This is a genomic window from Chitinophagales bacterium (assembly GCA_017303415.1).
Taxonomy (GTDB): Bacteria; Bacteroidota; Bacteroidia; order Chitinophagales; family Chitinophagaceae; genus SpSt-398.
This window is the reverse complement of sequence record JAFLBJ010000001.1, coordinates 1,207,644-1,227,017: the sequence shown is the minus strand read 5'-3', so window position 1 is coordinate 1,227,017 and position 19,374 is coordinate 1,207,644. Positions and strand designations below refer to the sequence as shown.

The window sequence follows — 19,374 nt, the reverse complement described above, 5'->3', positions numbered from 1 at the left end:
ACCCCTCACGTCTCACGCCTCACGTCTCACCCCTCACGCCTCACCCCTCACCCCTCACCCCTCACAACAACTTAAAACAGCTTCTTCCTCCTCCCTCCAATCCCCAAAGCACCTAACAATGACCGTACTATGGTATTGCCTGCGGTACGCGCCATGCTTTTTACCACCGGGTCATCAAAAAAGCCTTTTTCCTGGCGTGTGCGGCCGGGCCTTTTCTCTTCTTTTTCGCGTTGTTCATCGGCTTCGAGTTCCTTGGTCCTTTCTTCGGCCGCTTTTAATTTCTCGGTGAGAATCTCATAGGCACTCTGGCTGTCAACGGGGGTATTGTACTTAGCTGCCAGTTTTGATTTGCCAACAATATTGTCGATCTCCAGATCGGAAAGAATATCCATTCGGCTTCGGGGAGCGCAAAGTAAGGTATGCACAAGTGGGGTAGGTATACCTTTTTCGTTCAGGGAGGTAATAAGCGCCTCACCGATCCCGAGTTGGGTCAGGGCTTCTTCGGTTTTGTAGAAATCTGATAATGGGTAATTCTCTGCCGTTTGTTTGATGGCTTTGCGATCGGCTGCAGTAAAGGCCCGCAGTGCATGTTGTACTTTCAATCCCAACTGCGCCAATACGGCCGGAGGTACATCCATGGGATTCTGTGTACAGAAAAATATACCGATCCCTTTTGACCGGATCAGCTTGATCACGGTTTCGATCTGTTGCAACAATACCTCGCTTGCTTCCTGAAAAATCAAGTGGGCTTCATCAATAAAGAGTACCAGTTTGGGTTTTTCCAGGTCACCTTCTTCCGGACTATTGGCATAGAGTTCCGCCAGAAGCTGAAGCATAAAGGTGGAAAAGAGTTTGGGACGATCCTGAAGGTCTGTTACCCGTATGATCGATACCATTCCCCGGCCATCGTCGCTGATGCGCATCAGGTCTTCCACATCAAAACTCCGTTCACCAAAAAACAGATCCGCCCCCTGCTGTTGCAATTCGATCACTTTTCGGAGTATGGTTCCGGTAGAAGTAGTGGAGATCTTTCCATAGGTTTTCTCCAATTCCGCTTTGCCTTCATCGCTGACAAATTGAAGCACCTTGATAAAATCTTTCAGGTCAAGCAAAGGCAGTTGGGCATCATCGCAATACTTGAAGATCATGGCCACCAATCCTCCCTGGGTATCATTCAACCCCAATATCTTGGAAAGCAGCACCGGGCCAAATTCACTTACGGTAGCGCGAAGTCTTACTCCCTTCTCATTACTGAGGGTAAAAAGGTCAACCGGAAAACCGGTGGGTTTGTATTCAATCCCGATCTTCTGACTACGTTCGGTGATCTTTTCATTTACAGTACCAGGAGCGGCAATCCCACTCAGGTCACCTTTGATATCCATTAAAACCACGGGAATACTGGCATCGCTCAGTGTTTCGGTTATCACCTGCAGGGTCTTTGTTTTACCCGTACCAGTAGCCCCGGCGATCAATCCATGCCTGTTGAGGGTCTTTAGGGCCAGTTTGACGGTCGCTCCCGGAATCGCCTCCCCTCCAAGTATCCCGGTTCCCAGGACTACAGACTCCCCTTTGAAGGTATATCCAGACTGTACTGCTTCCAGAAATTTGCTTTGGTCAGCCATGTGTGTAGTTTGCCGAGAAAGATAGGAAATTCTTGTCAGTCGTGAGACGTGAGGCGTGAGACGTGAGACGTGAGACGTGAGGCGTGAGACGTGAGACGTGAGGCGTGAGACGTGAGACGTGAGGTGTAATGTTCGAATTTCGGTGATCTAACACCTATTTGCGGTTTCCGGTCTCACGCCTGACGCCTCACGACTGACGCCTCACGCCTCACGTCTCACGCCTCACGCCTCACGACTGACGTCTCTCGCCTCAAATTAGTTCTTAACAAAAAATTAGACCCCCATGGGGGATAATGGCAAATGATTTATTTTTATTTGTACAACCGATAAAAAACAAGCACAATGGAAGGAAAAAAACCCCGCATCCTGTTATGCGAAGACGATCCGAACTTAGGCAGCGTATTGAAAAACTACCTGGAATTGAATGATTATGACGTAACCCTGGAACGTGATGGCCGTCTTGGACTGGCCGCTTTTCAGCGCGAGAAATTTGATCTCTGTCTGCTCGACGTAATGATGCCTAATATGGACGGCTTTACCCTGGCAGAGGAAATCCGGGATGTAGATCCTGATATCCCCCTGTTCTTCCTGAGTGCTAAAACCATGAAAGAAGACATCATCCAGGGATATAAACTGGGTGCCGATGACTATATCACCAAGCCTTTTGACAGCGAAGTGCTTTTACTCAAGATCAAAGCCATCCTCAAACGCAATGAGGAGGTAAATAAAGAGAACGAGAATAAAGAGTACGACCTGTCCACCTACCATTTCAACCCCAAACTGCGCGAATTGTCGCATGATGGTATCACACAGACGCTCTCTCCCAAGGAGAATGAACTGCTCAAAATGCTGGCCGATCATATCAATGACCTTTTACCCCGTGACCAGGCCCTTAAAAAGATCTGGGGTTCGGATACCTACTTCAATGGCCGAAGCATGGATGTGTACATTGCGAAACTTCGCAAATACCTGCGAAACGATCCAAAGTTGGAGATCGTGAATATCCATGGAAATGGCTTCAGGCTGGTTGTCCATGAATCATAGAGATTGCACGAATTAGTACGAATAAGCACGAATGCCACGAATTGATCAAAAAATTCGTGGCATTCGTGCTTATTCGAAACAATTTGTGTTTTCTATTCCTCAAAGAGTGTCCCCCCTCCCCTTTTCTTCTTCCCCAAATGCTCATAGGCTTTTGCTGTTGCCTCCCGCCCGCGGGGTGTGCGTTGTAAAAATCCCTCCTGGATCAGGAATGGCTCGTACACTTCTTCAAGAGTGCCTGATTCTTCCCCCACCGCCGTAGCAATGGTAGTGATCCCCACCGGCCCTCCTTTGAATTTATCAATGATGGTGCGCAGAATGCGGTTATCCATATCATCCAGTCCATGCTCATCCACATTCAACGCCCGCAGCGCATGCTGGGTAATGGCCAGGTCGATCTTTCCTTCATTCAATACCTGGGCAAAATCGCGTACACGACGCAAGAGTCCATTGGCAATACGGGGCGTACCTCTGCTCCGCCGGGAGATCTCTCCACAGGCATCGGAAGTGATCCCAACATCCAAAATACCTGCAGAGCGTTTGACAATCCGTTGCAGGGTTTCCGCATTATAATACTCGAGCCTGGATTTAATGGCAAACCGGGAAAGTAAGGGTGCCGTGAGTAATCCGCTCCTTGTGGTGGCACCGATCAGGGTAAAGGGATGGAGGTTGATCTGTATACTCCGTGCATTGGGCCCCGATTCGATCATGATATCGATCCGATAATCCTCCATGGCTGAATAGAGGTATTCTTCCACCACCGTGCTCAACCGATGAATTTCATCAATAAAGAGCACATCCTGAGGTTCAAGACTGGTTAACAAACCTGCAAGGTCACCGGGTTTTTCAATAACCGGCCCGGAGGTTTCCTTGATATTCACCCCTAATTCATTCGCCACGATTCGGGAAAGGGTGGTCTTGCCCAATCCGGGAGGGCCATGAAAAAGAATATGATCGAGGGCTTCTCCCCTAAGCTTGGCAGCCTTGATAAATATCCGAAGGTTATCAATAGCCTGCTCCTGCCCGGAAAAATCAGCGATCTGCGCCGGACGGATATTATTCTCAAATTCCTTGTCCGCGGCACTCAGATTGTCGCTATCAGCTTGGAGGTTTGGATTTGGCATCTGTACCGTAAAACTAAAGTATTTAGGAGGAAAAATAACGAATTGCCTATGAACCGTCTTTTTCCCACGTCGGTCGCATACCTATAACCTGATCTTTGCCCATACCGGAAAATGATCCGAAGAAAACCGGCCCTTCCAGGTTTGCGAGAGGGTCGCGTGTTTGAGCACCCTTATTCCCTTTTTTACAAAAATGAAATCTATCGGTTGGTCATCGGTCTCTTTGGCACCGAATCCAGTGAAGGTACCCGCCGGTCCGTAGTGAGGCGTTTCGGAAAGGAGTTTTGTATCATATAGCCTGTCAGGGTTTCCAATATCTGTCAGGGTTTGTATAGGCAGGTCATTGGGTTTTGAGTTAAAATCACCCATTACGATCACGGGCAGTTTTTCGCTGAGCGCTTTCACTTTTTCAAGAATCAATTTTGCACTTTCAGCACGCGCCTGTTTTCCGATATGGTCAAAATGAGTATTGAAAACAAAAAATGTCTTTTTGGTTTTGCGGTCTTTGAACTTCGCCCAGCTAACGATCCGTGTTATGGCCGCATCCCAACTCTTACTCCCGGGTATCTCGGGTGTTTGTGAAAGCCAGAAGGTGCCACTCTTAATTACCTGCAAGCGGGTAGTATCATAAAAAATGGCGGAATATTCGCCTTTTTCTTTTCCATCATCCCTACCCACCCCGATATACCTGAAACCGGGCAGCCTTTCCTGGAGGTCTGTCATCTGTCCATGCAAAGCCTCCTGGACGCCCAGGATATGAGTTTCATGAAAAAGCACCTGGGAAGCAACCAGGTCTTTCCGGTACGGCCAGGCATTCAGGCTGTCGGACGCCACATTGAGCCGAATATTAAACGTCATGAAGTTCAATTCCGTTTGGGCCAGGGAAACCCCCAATCCAAAGAGGATGAACAGGTTGGAAAGGATGATCTTTTTCATGTCCTAAAGGTAGTAAGCCCCGGGGGCCAGTGGCACCATTTTTGGCATTTCATTAAAAAATAATCCGTTCCCAGGGACGTTTCTACCTGTCCCCGATCGTAAAACGACCGAATGAAAAAAACACTATTGACCCTGCTTACACTGCTGACCGGACTATATCCTGTATATGCCCAAATGATAACTGGCGTATGGAAGGGAAAGATCAACCGTCAGCAGGTTGAAATCAAGATCATCCAACAAGGTGACAGCCTCACCGGTACTTCCTACTATTACACCTCCCCTACGCAATACCGCCGATATGCCATCAAAGGTTTTTTTGATGCTTCCACCAATGAAACCGTGTGGTGGGATGACCAATTGATAGAAGAAAAAACGGGCCGGGGTCTTTCCTTAAGACCTGGGCAAACCCCCAATCTGGCCAGGGCTGATTTCAATTGTCCCGGAGAAGGCATCATGAAATTAGATGGTAAAGTGGTAGAACGGGATGAACCGGACAAGGACCGGGGAGATGTTCATTTGAATAAAACGTCCTCCGCTTCCTTTTTTGATGAATGGGATTATGTGATCGATAATTATACCATTGGGGCCAATGATCCCTGGATCATTGACAGCATTGCTTCCATTGCAAAAGCACCTCCTGCACCCATGCCGGAACCTCAACGGTCGCCCGTACCTCCGCCAGTAATCACTGAAACCCTGCCGGAGAAAAAACCAGAACCAGTGGTGGTTAAAACAGCGCCTAAACCTCAACCAATAGTAACCATAGAAGACAAATATTTCCAACGAAAAAAGGAATACAGCCTGGAGATACCAGTGACGGGTGATAGTATTGAGCTAAAATTCTACGACAATGCCCAGATCGATGGCGATTCCATCTCCCTGTTCCTGAATGACCGGTTGGTATTTGAACATATTCGTTTATCGGCCGTTGCCCATACGATCCGGATCGCTGTGGCCGACCTGAAAGAAACCAATGATCTTGTTATGGTGGCCGAAAACCTGGGAGAGATACCCCCCAATACTTCCTACATGATCGCGCTGGTGAATAACCGCCGGTATGAGGCCATGCTTTCAAGTACCGAACAAACCAGTGCGGCTATAAAACTGGTAAAGCCCGCAACTCCTTTGGCGGGTCAAAAATAAAGGAGCCTATTCAAGGTCTTTTGCAAAGTCACGCGGCGATTGGCCCGTATGTCGTTGAAAGGCGCGATTGAAAGTAGCTTTTGAATTGAACCCGCATTCAAAAGCGATGGCCAATAAGGTCTGCCGATGATGTTCTTTTTGAACCAGCTTTTCTTTCATGGCCGCTACGCGGTAAGCGTTCACCATATCATTAAAGGAGGATTTATACCCCTGGTTGATCACTTTTGACAAGAGCGAAGAATTGGTGCCCAGTTGCTTCGCAAGTTGGGTCAGGGTCAGTTCCGGGTCCGTATAGGCCTTTCCATTTTCCATGGCCTCTCTCACTTTTTCCATCCATTGGCTATTAGCTTCTTTCGCAGCGGTGCTGGTTTCCTGGTCAGGTTCGCTTATTTCAATTTCTTCCAGGTCCTCCAATTGTTTACCTGCCCCGGATAGCAGATAGACCTTTTTTTCCTGGAAAAATTTGAACCGAAAGGCGATCCGGGATACCATTGAGTTGGAATACCCCGTAATGGCGATATAATAAACAATCAATGCAAAAGCCAGATAATACCACCAGGTGTCGGTGTACCAATATCCCCATACCAGGTCAAGTATATAAAAAAGAGCCCTGACCAGAAGGATAAGGAGAAAGGCCATCAGGAAACGCTTGATCCAAAAGAAATGCAAGGTATCCGCATAGCTGACCACCTGAACGATCAGCCTCCTGTACACGCGATAATACCGGTAGGAAAGTCCAAAATAGAAGAACATGGACAGAAAGCCCGTAACCTGGTACCAGGTATCAAAATCAGGGTCAGCCTCATTGTACAGAAAATAATACCTATGAAGGACAAGCTTGTCGGTAATAAATACAACCAGACAGTATAAAAGGTACAGGGCGGCCGGGAGAAAATGGAGGAGTTTTTTCCGGCTAAACACAAACCCGGGGTTAAGCAGGCTTTGCACATAGAAATAAACTACGGGTCCTAATAAGTACAAATGCTGAAAGGGTACATAAAAGAGCAGGTCCCGGTAAGGCTGGTTATCATACCACCCGGCAAAACCCACCATCCAGGGTAATATATAGAGCTGCCCCAATAAGAGGAAGAAGGCCAGCCATAGATCGGAGGGGTTCTCCCGGCGTAACCCCTTTACCCATACCATACCCGCATAAACCAGACCATGGATAAAGAAGACCAGTAAAAAGGAAGAATAGAAATTATATTCAAATCGCATGAAACAGTTATATGAATGAATATAGTTATTGGCAATAGAATAACGATAGTTAGTTTAATATTTTGAAAATGGGAATAAAATATTTTTTTACACCGCTTTATTCTATATAAATTCATTTATAAATACTACTAACCCATCTTTATGCTCAATCCTGCATCGAACCCCCACCCGTTCCGTTCCGTTTTTTCCAATGAATTTTGCGAAGTCATCGAATCCACGGCCACCGGAAACAAATCATTACACGCCTTAAAAGAATTTCAGCCGGGAGATCTGGTGAGTCCCTTTGGTGCTTCCTTTGTTTCCCGTAAACCCTCCTATCTCACAGTACAGGTGGGCATCAAAAAACACATTACGCTATTACCACAATATTTGCAGTATATCAATCACAGTTGCAACCCCAATGTATTTTTCAATACTACCACCATGGAGTTGACGGCCCTTCAGCCCATACAGCCGGGTGATGAGTTTACCTTTTTCTACCCTTCTACCGAATGGGACATGGCACAACCTTTCCAATGCATGTGTAATCAACCGGGTTGTTTGGGTATGATCAATGGGGCCGCATCGCTTTCGGAGGAGGTATTGAAGCGGTATAAGGTGACTGATTTTATTGCCGAGATGTTGGCGGGGAAAGCGTGAGACGTGAATCGTGAGTTTTGAACATTTACCGCTCACGACTGACGTCTCACGTTTCTCGACTTACACCACTACATTCACCATCTTCCCTTTTACAAAAATCACTTTCTTAGGCGCCTTGCCTTCCAGCCATTTTTGAACCACTTCATTGGCCAGCACCAGGGCTTCGACCTCTTGTGGTGTAGCATCGAGGGCAAGGGTCATTTCGGTACGGGTCTTCCCATTGATGGCAATAGGGTAGTCTTTGGTGGATTCTTTTACATATTTCTCCTCAAAAACCGGGAAGGAGGCATCCAGAACGGTACCGGTATTTCCCAATTGATGCCAGATCTCTTCACAGATATGGGGGGCATAGGGAGTAAGCAGTATGACCAGGGGTTCAAGAATCGCTTTTTTATGGCAATCCAGATCGGCAAGTTCATTTGTCGCGATCATAAAAGCGCTCACCGCGGTATTGAAACTAAACCGTTCGGTATCATCGCCGATTTTCCTGATGGTTTTATGCAACACCTTTAGCTCGGCATCGGTAGGTGCCTGCTCGTTCACGATCCAGCCTTTCTCCTCGGTGGCAAAAAGACGCCAGAACTTTTTCAAAAACCGGTGTACCCCTTCAATTCCCTTGGTATCCCAGGGTTTACTGATCTCTACCGGGCCCAGGAACATTTCATACATCCGGAAGGTATCGGCTCCATAGCGTTGTACGAGGTCATCGGGGTTAACGGTGTTGAATTTTGATTTGGACATCTTCTCCACTTCCGCGCCGCAGAGGTATCTCACCCCCGGCCCCTCTTCATTCTTGGAGAGGGGGGATGAAATGGTTCCATCTTCTCCAATCAATTCAGCATCCTTGTATTCCCCATTACGCCATTTTCGGAAGGCATCAATATTCAGTTCAAATCCATCTACCATGTTCACATCCACATGAAGCGTATCCGTTTCATATTGATCTTTTAACCCGGCTGAAACGAATTGATTGGTCCCTCTAACCCTGTACACAAACCGGCTGCTTCCCTGTATCATTCCCTGGTTCACCAGCTTTTTGTAGGGTTCATCATGTCCAATATGGCCGAGGTCATAAAGTACCTTGGTCCACATACGGCTATACAGCAAATGACCCACGGCATGTTCGGTTCCTCCTATATACAGGTCTACCTGTCCCCAGTAATCAGACGCCTTTCGGGAACAGAATTCGTTTTCATTATGGGGATCCATATACCGCAGAAAGTACCAGGAAGAACCGGCGTAGCCGGGCATCGTATTCGTTTCCAATTGCAAGGCAGTCCACTCCGGAATGTTTGAGAGGGGTCCTTCGCCTTCAGGTCCAGGGCTGTATTTATCTACTTCGGGAAGCAATAAAGGCAACTGATCAGCGGGTAATGGGTAGGCTGTACCATCGATCCAGCGTATGGGAAAGGGTTCGCCCCAATAGCGTTGGCGGCTAAACGCAGCATCCCTCATTTTGAAATTCACTTTGCGGCGGCCGATCCCTTTCTTTTCTACTTCCCCGATCACTTTCTCCAGGGCCTCCCGCATAGGCAACCCATTCAGGAAACCGGAATTTTCCAATTTCGCTTCTTTGGTCGGATTAGCCTCCTCCCCATTATAGTGTTCGCCAATGATATTGGTAATAGGGATATTAAAATGTTTGGCAAATAAGAAATCGCGTTGGTCGCCACAGGGTACAGCCATAATGGCTCCGGTGCCATATCCTGCCAATACATATTCACTGGCCCATACCGGGATCTTTCGGCCATCAAAGGGATTGAGGGCATAGGCCCCGGTAAATACCCCGGTGATCTTCTTTTCGGCCATCCGCTCACGTTCGCTTCGGCTTTTTACATAGGCCAAATATTCATCCACCTGTTTTTTCTGGTCGGGGGTGGTGATCTTATCCACCAGCTCCAACTCGGGAGCCACCACCATGAAATCCACGCCGAAAATGGTATCCGGTCGGGTGGTATAAACCACAAGGGGTAGTTTTTCGCCAGCGGGGGTTTCAATATCAAATTGTATCTCCGCTCCACTGCTTTTCCCGATCCAGTTGCTTTGCATTTCCTTCATGGCATCACTAAAGTCGATCCGCTCCAATCCTTCCAACAGTCGGTCGGCATATTCGGTGATCCGGAGATACCATTGTCTTAATTTCTTTTTTACCACCGGATGCCCACCACGCTCACTCACCCCATTCACTACTTCGTCATTCGCCAAAACCGTACCCAGGGCCTCGCACCAGTTCACCTCCCCATAACCACAATAGGCCAGTCGGAAGTTCATCAGGATATCCATCCGGGTCTTTTCATTATAGCCTTTCCATTCCTGAGCGGAAAAGGACACAGGGGAACGTTTCCCGTTGACGGAGGAAGAACCAAATTTTTCAAACTCTTCTTCCAGAAAGGAGATGGGCTTGGCCTTTTGGTCTGTTTGGTCAAAATAGGCATGAAAAAGTTCAAGAAATATCCATTGGGTCCACTTGTAATAGGAAGGTTCACAGGTACGTACTTCCCGGTCCCAGTCGAAGCAAAACCCGATATTATCCAACTGTTGTCTGAAATTGGCAATATTTGCTTCGGTACTGACAGCAGGATGTACCCCATGATCGATGGCATATTGCTCGGCGGGAAGTCCAAAGGCATCATACCCCATTGGGTGAAGGACATTATACCCTTTTAGTCTTTTGAAACGGGCAAAGATATCACTGGCGATATACCCGAGGGGATGGCCGACATGTAGTCCCGCCCCACTGGGATAAGGGAACATATCCAATACATAGAACTTGGGTTTGGAAGATTCATTGGAGACCTTGTACACCCCCGATTCCTTCCATGTCTGCTGCCATTTTTTCTCAATGCTTCTGAAATTGTACTCCATGCTTCGCTGCGGGGTTATTAGGGTGATGCTAAAAGAAAGTTTAAAAGGGGTTTTGAGAGGTGCAAATTTACGAATTGACCCTCAAATCCGTTATTTTTGCCTCTATTGAAAGTGTAATATAACCACGGAGACACTGAGACTAAGGGATTATTAATTATTGATTGTTAAATATTAATCCCAGATGGATAATCAAACTTCTCTGTGTCTCCGGGCCTCTGTGGTCAAAAAACTACCAAAATCCCAAAAGCATGTCCCAAATAGGTAAATCATCTCTCAAGCGTGGCAAACCCTCCTATTTCATGGCGATCATTGGCGTGGCGATCGTACTCTTCCTGATCGGTATTTTTGGCTGGCTTTTCCTGAGTGGAAGCCGTTATATGAAGCATCTTAAAGAGGAAATCCGGATCGCGGTCCTCCTGCAAAATAACGCCCGTCAGGCAGATATCGATTCGATGGTGGCCCAATTGAAATCGAGGTCCTTTACCCGCAACGTAGCCTATATTGACAAGGAAACAGCCAAAAAGCAATGGATGAATGATGGTGGGGATGATTTCAATAAGCTGATAGACGAGAACCCTCTTCCTGCTTCTATCGAGTTCAATGTGTCCAGCGAATATGTCAACAAGGACAGTCTGATCAACCTGAAAAACGAGTTATCCAAAAACCTGCTCCTGGTACAAAGCGTGGAATACCCTGCTGCGCTGGTAGAAAAAATGGGACCGGCCATGAAACTGATCTTGATCGGATTGATCATCTTGTCCTCCCTTTTTGCCATTCTCTCCATCATCCTGATCGATAATACCATTCGTCTGGCCATGTACAGCAACCGTTTCCTGATCAAAACCATGCAAATGGTGGGGGCTACCCGGAGTTTTATCTCCAAACCCATGAATATCCAGGCTGTGATCAATGGTACCATTGCCGCTCTTATCGCCATCGGCGCCATCATCGGGCTCATTTACCTTTTTGAATGGATGGTCCCCGATCTTCGGCTGTTGCGCGACAACGGCAAACTGACCCTTCTCTATATCATCCTCATCCTGACCGGAATTGGCATTTCGGTATTGAGCACATTCCGGAGTATTACCAAGTATCTGAGGATGAAACTGGATGACCTGTATTAAACACTAAAAGCTAACAACTAACTGCTAAAAGCTATTTTCTGTTAGCTATTAGTTTCCAATGAAAATAGTACCTTAGTCCCCTAACCAAACGAATATGAGCGCTAAAAAACAAGATACCGGAATGGCCCCTTTATTTGGCAAACAGAATTATCTGCTGATGCTGACCGGGGTTGTTGTAATGGTGATCGGATTCTTTCTTATGAAAGGTGGAAAAAGCGATCCGGGTAAATTTGATGCAGAACAAGTATATAGTTCCACCCGGGTCACAATTGCGCCCATTATCATCCTGATCGGGCTGGCCATTGAAGTGATCGCCATCTTCCGCAAACCCAAACAGGCGGAATAATAACCTGTATCTCCCATGAGTATTCTGGAAGCCGTTATCATCGCCATCGTGGAGGGCATCACCGAATTTTTGCCTGTATCCTCCACGGGCCACATGATCATTGCCGAAAAGATCCTTGGTGTTCCAGATAGTGATTTTACCAAGCTATTCACTGTTGCCATTCAGTTAGGGGCCATCCTGGCAGTGCTGGTTCTTTACTGGAAGAAATTTGTTGATTTCCGAAAATGGCAATTCTACCTGAAGTTGGTCATCGCTGTTATCCCGGCCCTGATCCTGGGCGCTATCTTCAGTGACAAGATCGATTCACTACTTGAAAGCTCAACCACCGTAGCTGTTACCCTTCTCCTGGGTGGTGTAGTCCTCCTCGTGATCGATGATTATTTCAAAAACCCCGTCATCCACGAGGAAGAGCAAATCACCTTTAAAAAAGGATTTCTGATCGGCATCTGGCAATGCCTGGCCATGATACCCGGGGTAAGCCGAAGTGCGGCCTCGATCATTGGGGGCATGCAGCAGGGATTGACCCGCAAACTCGCCGCCGAATTCTCCTTTTTCCTGGCCGTACCAACCATGGCGGCCGCCACCGGGTACAAGCTGTTAAAAGGATACGAATCGTTTACCAGCGAACATATCAAACTCCTCGCCATTGGCAATGCCGTGGCTTTTATCGTAGCCATCCTGGCCATTAAATTTTTTATTGGCTTTTTACAAAAACATGGTTTCAGGCTTTTCGGGTATTACCGCATCATTGTTGGACTGGCCTTGATCATTTTGATCATTGCCGGTGTGATCCCGAAGTAGGCAATTCTCAAATTGCTCAAATTGCTTAAATTGTGTCAAACCAACCTAACGATGCAGACGGCTCCTAAAAAAGTAGTAAACGCCTGGGCTATGTATGACTGGGCGAATTCCGTTTACAACCTGGTGATCACCACAACCTTTTTCCCTGCCTATTATGCTGCCATAACCTCCAAAGAGAATTTTCCCAATGGGATCCCTTTTCTGGGGCGGAATTTCGTCAACACCGAGCTCAAAGATTATGTGTTGTCATTTGGCTTCCTGCTCGTGGTACTGATGTCCCCGATCCTTTCTTCCATTGCCGACTATAAAGGCAATAAAAAACAGTTCATGCGGTTCTTCTGTTACCTGGGTGCCCTTAGCTGTTCCTTGTTGTTCTTTTTTGATGGGGACCATGTGACGCTGGGGCTGGTTTGTTTTATGATCGCCGGAATCGGATTCTATGGAAGCCAGGTATTTTACAATTCCTATCTCCCCGATATCGCTGCCGAAAAGGATATGGACCGCATTTCCGCCAAAGGCTATACCATGGGTTATATTGGCAGTGTGATCATGCAGATGATCGGTTTTGCCCTGGTACTTTTTATGCCGGAATCGGATAAAAAACTCCCCCTTCAACTTACTTTCCTGCTGGTAGGACTTTGGTGGATCGGTTTCGCACAACTCACGTTCTCCCGGCTTCCGGCACCTCCCTTACAGGAGCGAAAGGCCCGGAAGCATATCCTTGTCAATGGATTTCATGAGCTCAAACTGGTATGGAACCAGTTACGTCATATGCCTGCCCTGAAACGTTTCCTGACCTCGTTTTTCTTCTATAGCATGGGGGTGCAAACCGTAATGCTGGTAGCGATCGACTTTGGCATAAAAGAACTTAAACTGGAAGATTCCAAACTCATCATCACAGCGGTCATCATTCAATTGGTTGCCATTGCCGGTGCCATGGGGATGGCCCGTCTTTCAGCCAAATGGGGAAACCTGAAAGTATTGATCCTTGCTGTTATCCTTTGGATCGGCGTTTGTATCGCCGGATATTTTATCCAAACCGAATTTCATTTTTATATCCTTGCCTCACTTGTCGGATTGGTTATGGGGGGTACTCAATCCCTGAGCCGGTCCACTTATTCCAAACTTATGCCTGAAACAAAGGACACCGCTTCCTTCTTCAGCTTTTATGATATCACCGAGAAGCTGGCCATTGTGATTGGCTTGTTTAGTTTTGGATTTATTGAAGGATTGACCGAACACAACGGAGGTATGCGCAATTCCATTCTGGCCCTGATCGTGTTCTTTGCCCTGGGACTTTTCTGGTTGTTACTCACTGCCGCCAGAAGCCGTAAAAAATCATTTGTCTAACTTGCATCCATGAAACTCTATTCAATAGAAACCGGGCTCTTCAAACTCGACGGGGGTGCCATGTTTGGCGTGGTGCCAAAGAGCATGTGGAACAAGATCAACCCTGCAGACGAAAACAATATGTGCACCTGGGCCTTGCGCTGTCTTCTTATTGAAGATGGCGAACGGCTTATCCTGGTTGACAATGGTATCGGGGATAAACAGGAAGAGAAATTCTTTCGTCATTACTATTTACACGGGGAAGACACCCTGGAAAAGTCACTTCAACGGGTAGGTTATCATGCGTCGGACATTACGGATGTCTTTCTTACCCATCTGCATTTTGATCACTGTGGGGGGTCTATTGTCCGGCAAGGAGATAAACTGGTGCCCGTCTTTCCAAAAGCTACTTTCTGGAGCAATAAAGATCATTGGGAGTGGGCGGTTCAACCCAATGACCGGGAGAAAGCCTCCTTTCTGAAGGAAAATATTCTTCCGATCCAGGAAAGTGGGCAATTGAAATTCATAGAAAAAGCAGCACAGGGAGATACACCGTTTACAGCGAACATTTCCATAAAATTTGTCTATGGCCATACCGATGCCATGATGTTACCCGTGGTCAGTTACAAGGGCCGCAAACTGGTGTATATGGCCGATCTCCTCCCCTCGCATGGCCATATTCCCATTCCGTATGTCATGGCCTATGATATGTTTCCATTGACAACACTGAATGAAAAAAAGAGCTTTCTGAAAGAAGCGGTGGAAAATGATTACATCCTGTGTTTTGAGCACGACGCAGCTCAGGAATGTTGCACGGTGGAGCAGACAGAAAAAGGGATCAGACCGAAGGACTTTTTTCGGGTAGCAGACATTTAATACACGAATCATATTGATTCGTGTAACGCTTTTACTTACGTCTTACCAACGAAGTCAACGGATGCCGCAGGTTTTTATACCCCATCATATCGATCTTCACTTTTCCCACAACGATCGGACTTTCGATCCGGAGAGGAATATGGTTCTCGTCATCACTGACCCAAACGGTCATGCTCTCACCGCCTTTGAAAATAGTGCCTTCCAATAAAAGGGGTTTGAATTTGATGGCCCTGAATTTTCCGTATTTGGTCTTTACTTCTTCTTTACCGAGGTAACGGATATACATGCTGTAGACCTGGTTATCGAGGAACATAGGGAAGGTGATCTTATCATTCACCTTAAATTTATTGAAGTCAATGCTTCGCGCATAATAGACAGCACTCAGCACATCCTGTACACAGTCGGGCACTTTGAACACACCTTCGGTTGTGATGGCGGTATTCGCATTGCGGTTGAAGCTGATGTTCTCGTATTTCTTGAACCCGCCCTCGTTTACATTCCGGATGAACTTCAGCGGCTGTAGGGTGGCGGTATCAATATAGGACTCGTATTTGTCCCGCACCTTATACACCCAGTCATAGGAACTGTTTGTCTTGCCATCTCCTATGATATGATATACAGGCCGGTTATTGAGGGTTTCGAGGTTGGCGCTGAAAATAGCTGTACCTGCATTTACGTATAACCCGGCCACTGCATAGTACACTGTAAATGTTACTTCCTCCCCGGATTTGAAAGCGTTATTTTTCATCCCGCAATTACTGTCATTGCTGGGCTGATGGCTTTTAAAGGAAAAGAGGAAAAAACTGATCCCCGCAAATATGATGAACTTCATTCCATTCATGTGCCTTCTTGTTTTGATGGGCGTTTGCCAAAGAATTTAATGCCTAAAATTAATAAACTACCAGCCAATGCGGGTATTATTAAATTGATGAACCATACTATGACGGCTGTGAACCCGATACCTATGGCATTTGAACTGAATAAGCCCAAAACCTTCAGGTTCACCTCCCCCCGTATTCCCAGGTCTGCCAGGGCAAATCCGGGTATGATGGCCAGGATCAAAAATACCAAACTGGTGGACCAGAGGGTCTCCACAAATCCAACCTCCACGCCAAAGAAACTAAACAGCAGGAAGTATTGCAAGATGAATACCCCAAACCGTATGGTAGATAATGACAATAATCGCCAGAGGATAGTTGCATTCAAAGCCCCCAGCTCAATCAACAGAAAAGCGAATTTTTCCTTCCGCGACAACCTGTCTATCCAACGCGCGAACAGGGATACCCGAAAATAAAAAAGTGTTAAAATAATGAATGCCAGAACAGACCCGAAAAGCAATACCTGAAGGCCAATGGATGACCATCCACTGATGGGCTCTGCACGCAGAATTCGGTTCCATAGAAAAAGAAGACCAATGATACCGGCAAACAGGGTAACGAGCAATTGACTCATACTGCACAGAATGGTAAGGGAAATGGTTCGCAGCCGGTTTCCTTCGTCCATATACAGGACCCGCCCCAGGTATTCACCTGTACGGTTGGGTGTGGTTACCGAAAAAGAGACCCCGGTAAGTATGGCCTTGAATCCCTGCCAAAAGGAGATCTTTTGTACCTGGCGCACCGCCAATTGCCATTTTCTTGTTTCGATCGACCAGTTAAGTACCATCAATCCAATAACGGCGATCAATTTGCCAATTTCCGGGCTATTCAGGGATGCTTTGATCTGTTGCCAGGAAAGGGCCAGGTTAGGCTGTTGTCGTATCTCGCGATAAATGGACCAGGATAACCAGATGAATAAGAGAGGCCCCAAAACATATTTGAGAAAGAATTTGATATTTTTGTTCAGCCTCATCTATCGGTAAAAATACAAGCCCCTTGCAAAAGCCTGAAAAAATAATACTCGGGATCGACCCCGGTACCGTCGTCATGGGATATGGAGTGATCGCCGTTTCGGGGCAAAAAGTCACCATTTTAGAGATGGGCGCCCTGAAACCGGGGGCTCAAAAGGATATTTATAAGCGGCTTCAGCTTATTCACGAGACCGTTTGCGGACTCATCATCAAATACAAACCAGGGGAATTTGCCATTGAAGCCCCTTTTTTCGGTAAGAATGTACAAAGCATGCTCAAACTGGGAAGAGCCCAGGGTGTAGCGATCGCCGCGGCCATGCAAACCAATATTCCGGTAACCGAATACTCACCCAAAAAAGTAAAGCAATCGGTTACTGGAAACGGAAATGCAAGCAAGGAACAGGTATGGAAAATGCTGCAAACGATCTTTCTGATTGAAAAAAAACCAAAACACTTTGATGCCACCGATGCGTTAGCTGTAGCGCTATGTCATCACCTGCAACGGCACCGGGCCCTGCCTGAAAAGAAAAAATCAGCCATCCCCGTAAAAAACAAAGGGAAGAAAAATGATTGGAAAGAATTTGTTTCAAAAAACCCGCAGAAAATAGCCAAATGATATTCCTGGCGCCCTTACAGTTGCGCCAATATCCGGTCACGTACCGCGGAGAGTTCCTCCGGCGTCATCTTTATTTTCTCCTGTACAAAATTGAGGTCGTTGGCCGAATTGATCGGAATAAGATGCAGGTGCGCATGCGGCACCTCCAACCCAATAACAGAAATGCCCACCCGGTTGCAATCGAAGACCTTCTCCATTGCTTTAACAATAGGCTGAGCAAAAACAAGGATCTCTTGTAAATAATCTTTCTCCAGATCAAAAAACTTATCTGTTTCAACTTTAGGCACCACCAACACATGCCCTTCCCGCAATGGAAAAATATCCAGAAACGCAAAGAACTTATCATTCTCCGCAATTTTGTAGGAAGGAATTTCGCCGGCGATTATTTTGGAAAAGAGGGTCATGGTAGTGGTATGGTAGTTTGGGTATGTGTAAGACGTGAGACGTGAATCGTGAGACGTCAGGCGTGGGTCGTGAGTCAGGAAAATTTAATATACTTAAAAAAGTTTAATTTTAATGCCGCGAACATCACGTCTCACGTCTCACGTCTCACGTCTCACGTCTCACGTCTCACGTCTCACGCCTCACACCGAAATATTCTCAATCTTAAACTTGATCGTCCCGGCAGGCGCCTGCACTTCAGCCACCTCGCCGACTTTTTTACCCAACAATCCTTTACCTATGGGGGAAGTCACGGAGATCTTACCCAGTTTCAGGTCGGCTTCATTTTCAGAAACGATCTGATAGGTCACTGTCTTTTTTGTATTCAGATTGGTCAGTCCCACTTTGGTCAGGATCGAGACCTTACTGGTATCAATGCTGCCTTCGTCAATGATCCGTGTATTAGCCATTACCCCTTCCATTTGGGCGATCTTGGCTTCCAGTAATCCCTGGGCCTCTTTGGCTGCATCATACTCTGCATTTTCCTTCAGGTCACCCTTTTCTTTTGCCTCGGCAATGGCCCTGGAGGCAGCAGGGCGGTCTACCGCCTTCATCCGCTGGAGGTCCAGTTTCATTTGCTCAAAGGTCTCCTTGGTTACATAATTCAACCCACTCATGGTTCAAGGTTTTTATTAAACAGAAAAAAATAACAACGCCTCAGAGGGTCTGAAGCGTTGCTATAATTGCAAATATAGAATTTTCGGGAAAACCCGGGATTTTTTACCGCCGGGAACAAAATGGAGATTCACCGCAGAGAACAAGAGAATGCTGAGTTACGCAGAGAAATTTTGGAGTATAGACTAATCTATAGATAATTGATTTATAGATAGTTGGAAAATTATTTGCACATCAAATAATAATAGTCAATAATTTATGAAGTTCACTCAAAATCTCTGCGTAAGTCAGCGTTCTCCTGTTCTCTGCGGTGAAAAAAAATCAAAGTCTTACAAACTCATATATCCTATCCCGACCATATGAATATTGGATACCCCGAATACAGTTCCAGTTATTTCGAAAGTTAAACTCATCCAGGTTCAGGTTAAAGACCTGATTCGCCTGAAAATTGACGAGGTAGATCCGCAGGTATTTCTGTCGCTGGTTTTGCCAGTTTCCATTCCCGTCATAATATCCCCGGTTGTAAAAATCAGCTTCCCAATAACCGGTCAGGGTATCGGTAGCACTGGTATAGCTGGCGGTACCACTTTCATTGAAGGTGAAAACGCCATCTTCATACCCGGTGGTAAAATAGTCCCGGTCCAGGAAATCGCGCCGGAAAGATTGATCCAGTTTCCACTGGCCAAAAAGGCGGTCTTCGACCTGCCTGCGGCAGGAAATGAACAGTGTAGAGAAAAGAAGTAAGAGGAGTAGATTTCTTTTCATAGCAGATGTATTTGGGCTAAATTAATA

19 protein-coding genes are annotated in these 19,374 nt (G+C 46.5%); 9 read left to right on the top strand and 10 right to left on the bottom strand.

Annotated features, from left to right (window positions below):
• Positions 1–71: 71 nt before the first annotated feature.
• On the bottom strand, positions 72–1,622 hold the full coding sequence (locus tag J0M30_05380) for a DUF853 family protein (GenBank protein ID MBN8666917.1): 1,551 nt from the start codon (positions 1,620–1,622) through the stop codon (positions 72–74).
• Positions 1,623–1,964: 342 nt separating this feature from the next.
• Here J0M30_05380 and J0M30_05375 point away from each other — a divergent pair, with 342 nt between their 5' ends.
• A complete protein-coding gene (locus J0M30_05375; GenBank protein ID MBN8666916.1) occupies positions 1,965–2,666 on the top strand; it encodes a response regulator transcription factor in 702 nt (233 codons plus the stop codon).
• Between the two features lie 92 nt (positions 2,667–2,758).
• Here the strand turns inward: J0M30_05375 and ruvB are convergent, their stop codons facing one another.
• Positions 2,759–3,787: a Holliday junction branch migration DNA helicase RuvB gene (gene ruvB / locus J0M30_05370; protein ID MBN8666915.1), complete on the bottom strand. Its 1,029-nt coding sequence runs from the start codon at positions 3,785–3,787 to the stop codon at positions 2,759–2,761.
• Between the two features lie 81 nt (positions 3,788–3,868).
• Positions 3,869–4,720 carry an endonuclease/exonuclease/phosphatase family protein gene (locus J0M30_05365; protein ID MBN8666914.1) on the bottom strand — a complete coding sequence of 284 codons (852 nt, stop codon included), beginning with the start codon at positions 4,718–4,720 and terminating at the stop codon, positions 3,869–3,871.
• Between the two features lie 111 nt (positions 4,721–4,831).
• Between J0M30_05365 and J0M30_05360 the strand changes: the two genes are divergently transcribed.
• Complete coding sequence (locus J0M30_05360; protein MBN8666913.1) at positions 4,832–5,863, top strand: hypothetical protein; 1,032 nt, start codon at positions 4,832–4,834, stop codon at positions 5,861–5,863.
• Positions 5,864–5,869: 6 nt separating this feature from the next.
• On the opposite strand, the gene J0M30_05355 is transcribed toward J0M30_05360, so the two are convergent.
• Positions 5,870–7,081 carry a helix-turn-helix transcriptional regulator gene (locus J0M30_05355; GenBank protein ID MBN8666912.1) on the bottom strand — a complete coding sequence of 404 codons (1,212 nt, stop codon included), beginning with the start codon at positions 7,079–7,081 and terminating at the stop codon, positions 5,870–5,872.
• Positions 7,082–7,222: 141 nt separating this feature from the next.
• Here J0M30_05355 and J0M30_05350 point away from each other — a divergent pair, with 141 nt between their 5' ends.
• Entirely contained in the window at positions 7,223–7,720 is a 498-nt protein-coding gene (locus J0M30_05350) for an SET domain-containing protein (GenBank protein MBN8666911.1), read from the top strand.
• 60 nt (positions 7,721–7,780) lie between these two features.
• On the opposite strand, the gene J0M30_05345 is transcribed toward J0M30_05350, so the two are convergent.
• Positions 7,781–10,585 carry a leucine--tRNA ligase gene (locus J0M30_05345; GenBank protein ID MBN8666910.1) on the bottom strand — a complete coding sequence of 935 codons (2,805 nt, stop codon included), beginning with the start codon at positions 10,583–10,585 and terminating at the stop codon, positions 7,781–7,783.
• 248 nt (positions 10,586–10,833) lie between these two features.
• Here J0M30_05345 and J0M30_05340 point away from each other — a divergent pair, with 248 nt between their 5' ends.
• From J0M30_05340 to J0M30_05320, 5 genes are all read left to right on the top strand, one after another.
• Positions 10,834–11,709: a hypothetical protein gene (locus J0M30_05340; GenBank protein ID MBN8666909.1), complete on the top strand. Its 876-nt coding sequence runs from the start codon at positions 10,834–10,836 to the stop codon at positions 11,707–11,709.
• Positions 11,710–11,803: 94 nt separating this feature from the next.
• Positions 11,804–12,055, top strand: coding sequence for a DUF3098 domain-containing protein (locus tag J0M30_05335; protein MBN8666908.1), 252 nt, complete (start codon positions 11,804–11,806; stop codon positions 12,053–12,055).
• Positions 12,056–12,070: 15 nt separating this feature from the next.
• Positions 12,071–12,856, top strand: coding sequence for an undecaprenyl-diphosphate phosphatase (locus tag J0M30_05330; protein MBN8666907.1), 786 nt, complete (start codon positions 12,071–12,073; stop codon positions 12,854–12,856).
• A gap of 51 nt (positions 12,857–12,907) precedes the next feature.
• Positions 12,908–14,206, top strand: coding sequence for an MFS transporter (locus tag J0M30_05325; protein ID MBN8666906.1), 1,299 nt, complete (start codon positions 12,908–12,910; stop codon positions 14,204–14,206).
• A 9-nt stretch (positions 14,207–14,215) separates the two neighbouring features.
• Positions 14,216–15,061 carry an MBL fold metallo-hydrolase gene (locus J0M30_05320; protein ID MBN8666905.1) on the top strand — a complete coding sequence of 282 codons (846 nt, stop codon included), beginning with the start codon at positions 14,216–14,218 and terminating at the stop codon, positions 15,059–15,061.
• A gap of 31 nt (positions 15,062–15,092) precedes the next feature.
• On the opposite strand, the gene J0M30_05315 is transcribed toward J0M30_05320, so the two are convergent.
• Both J0M30_05315 and J0M30_05310 read right to left on the bottom strand, forming a co-directional pair.
• A complete protein-coding gene (locus J0M30_05315; GenBank protein ID MBN8666904.1) occupies positions 15,093–15,893 on the bottom strand; it encodes a DUF3108 domain-containing protein in 801 nt (266 codons plus the stop codon).
• A gap of 5 nt (positions 15,894–15,898) precedes the next feature.
• Positions 15,899–16,852, bottom strand: coding sequence for a flippase-like domain-containing protein (locus J0M30_05310; GenBank protein ID MBN8666903.1), 954 nt, complete (start codon positions 16,850–16,852; stop codon positions 15,899–15,901).
• 83 nt (positions 16,853–16,935) lie between these two features.
• Between J0M30_05310 and ruvC the strand changes: the two genes are divergently transcribed.
• Positions 16,936–17,526 (top strand): crossover junction endodeoxyribonuclease RuvC, encoded by a 591-nt coding sequence (gene ruvC, locus J0M30_05305; protein MBN8666902.1) that lies wholly within the window; start codon positions 16,936–16,938, stop codon positions 17,524–17,526.
• A gap of 14 nt (positions 17,527–17,540) precedes the next feature.
• On the opposite strand, the gene J0M30_05300 is transcribed toward ruvC, so the two are convergent.
• The 3 genes from J0M30_05300 to J0M30_05290 form a co-directional block, all read right to left on the bottom strand.
• The gene (locus J0M30_05300; protein ID MBN8666901.1) at positions 17,541–17,930 is read right to left on the bottom strand and encodes an HIT family protein; all 390 of its coding nucleotides are present in this window, start codon (positions 17,928–17,930) and stop codon (positions 17,541–17,543) included.
• A 180-nt stretch (positions 17,931–18,110) separates the two neighbouring features.
• Complete coding sequence (gene greA, locus J0M30_05295) at positions 18,111–18,584, bottom strand: transcription elongation factor GreA (GenBank protein MBN8666900.1); 474 nt, start codon at positions 18,582–18,584, stop codon at positions 18,111–18,113.
• 319 nt (positions 18,585–18,903) lie between these two features.
• Entirely contained in the window at positions 18,904–19,347 is a 444-nt protein-coding gene (locus tag J0M30_05290) for a hypothetical protein (GenBank protein MBN8666899.1), read from the bottom strand.
• Between the last annotated feature and the right edge of the window lie 27 nt (positions 19,348–19,374).

Excerpts from the sequence above, each read along its gene's own strand:
- J0M30_05380 (MBN8666917.1), bottom strand. The coding sequence starts at position 1,622 with ATGGCTGACCAAAGCAAATTTCTGGAAGCAGTACAGTCTGGATATACC.
- J0M30_05375 (MBN8666916.1), top strand. The coding sequence starts at position 1,965 with ATGGAAGGAAAAAAACCCCGCATCCTGTTATGCGAAGACGATCCGAAC.
- ruvB (MBN8666915.1), bottom strand. The coding sequence starts at position 3,787 with ATGCCAAATCCAAACCTCCAAGCTGATAGCGACAATCTGAGTGCCGCG.
- J0M30_05365 (MBN8666914.1), bottom strand. The coding sequence starts at position 4,720 with ATGAAAAAGATCATCCTTTCCAACCTGTTCATCCTCTTTGGATTGGGG.
- J0M30_05360 (MBN8666913.1), top strand. The coding sequence starts at position 4,832 with ATGAAAAAAACACTATTGACCCTGCTTACACTGCTGACCGGACTATAT.
- J0M30_05355 (MBN8666912.1), bottom strand. The coding sequence starts at position 7,081 with ATGCGATTTGAATATAATTTCTATTCTTCCTTTTTACTGGTCTTCTTT.
- J0M30_05350 (MBN8666911.1), top strand. The coding sequence starts at position 7,223 with ATGCTCAATCCTGCATCGAACCCCCACCCGTTCCGTTCCGTTTTTTCC.
- J0M30_05345 (MBN8666910.1), bottom strand. The coding sequence starts at position 10,585 with ATGGAGTACAATTTCAGAAGCATTGAGAAAAAATGGCAGCAGACATGG.
- J0M30_05340 (MBN8666909.1), top strand. The coding sequence starts at position 10,834 with ATGTCCCAAATAGGTAAATCATCTCTCAAGCGTGGCAAACCCTCCTAT.
- J0M30_05335 (MBN8666908.1), top strand. The coding sequence starts at position 11,804 with ATGAGCGCTAAAAAACAAGATACCGGAATGGCCCCTTTATTTGGCAAA.
- J0M30_05330 (MBN8666907.1), top strand. The coding sequence starts at position 12,071 with ATGAGTATTCTGGAAGCCGTTATCATCGCCATCGTGGAGGGCATCACC.
- J0M30_05325 (MBN8666906.1), top strand. The coding sequence starts at position 12,908 with ATGCAGACGGCTCCTAAAAAAGTAGTAAACGCCTGGGCTATGTATGAC.
- J0M30_05320 (MBN8666905.1), top strand. The coding sequence starts at position 14,216 with ATGAAACTCTATTCAATAGAAACCGGGCTCTTCAAACTCGACGGGGGT.
- J0M30_05315 (MBN8666904.1), bottom strand. The coding sequence starts at position 15,893 with ATGAAGTTCATCATATTTGCGGGGATCAGTTTTTTCCTCTTTTCCTTT.
- J0M30_05300 (MBN8666901.1), bottom strand. The coding sequence starts at position 17,930 with ATGACCCTCTTTTCCAAAATAATCGCCGGCGAAATTCCTTCCTACAAA.
- greA (MBN8666900.1), bottom strand. The coding sequence starts at position 18,584 with ATGAGTGGGTTGAATTATGTAACCAAGGAGACCTTTGAGCAAATGAAA.
- J0M30_05290 (MBN8666899.1), bottom strand. The coding sequence starts at position 19,347 with ATGAAAAGAAATCTACTCCTCTTACTTCTTTTCTCTACACTGTTCATT.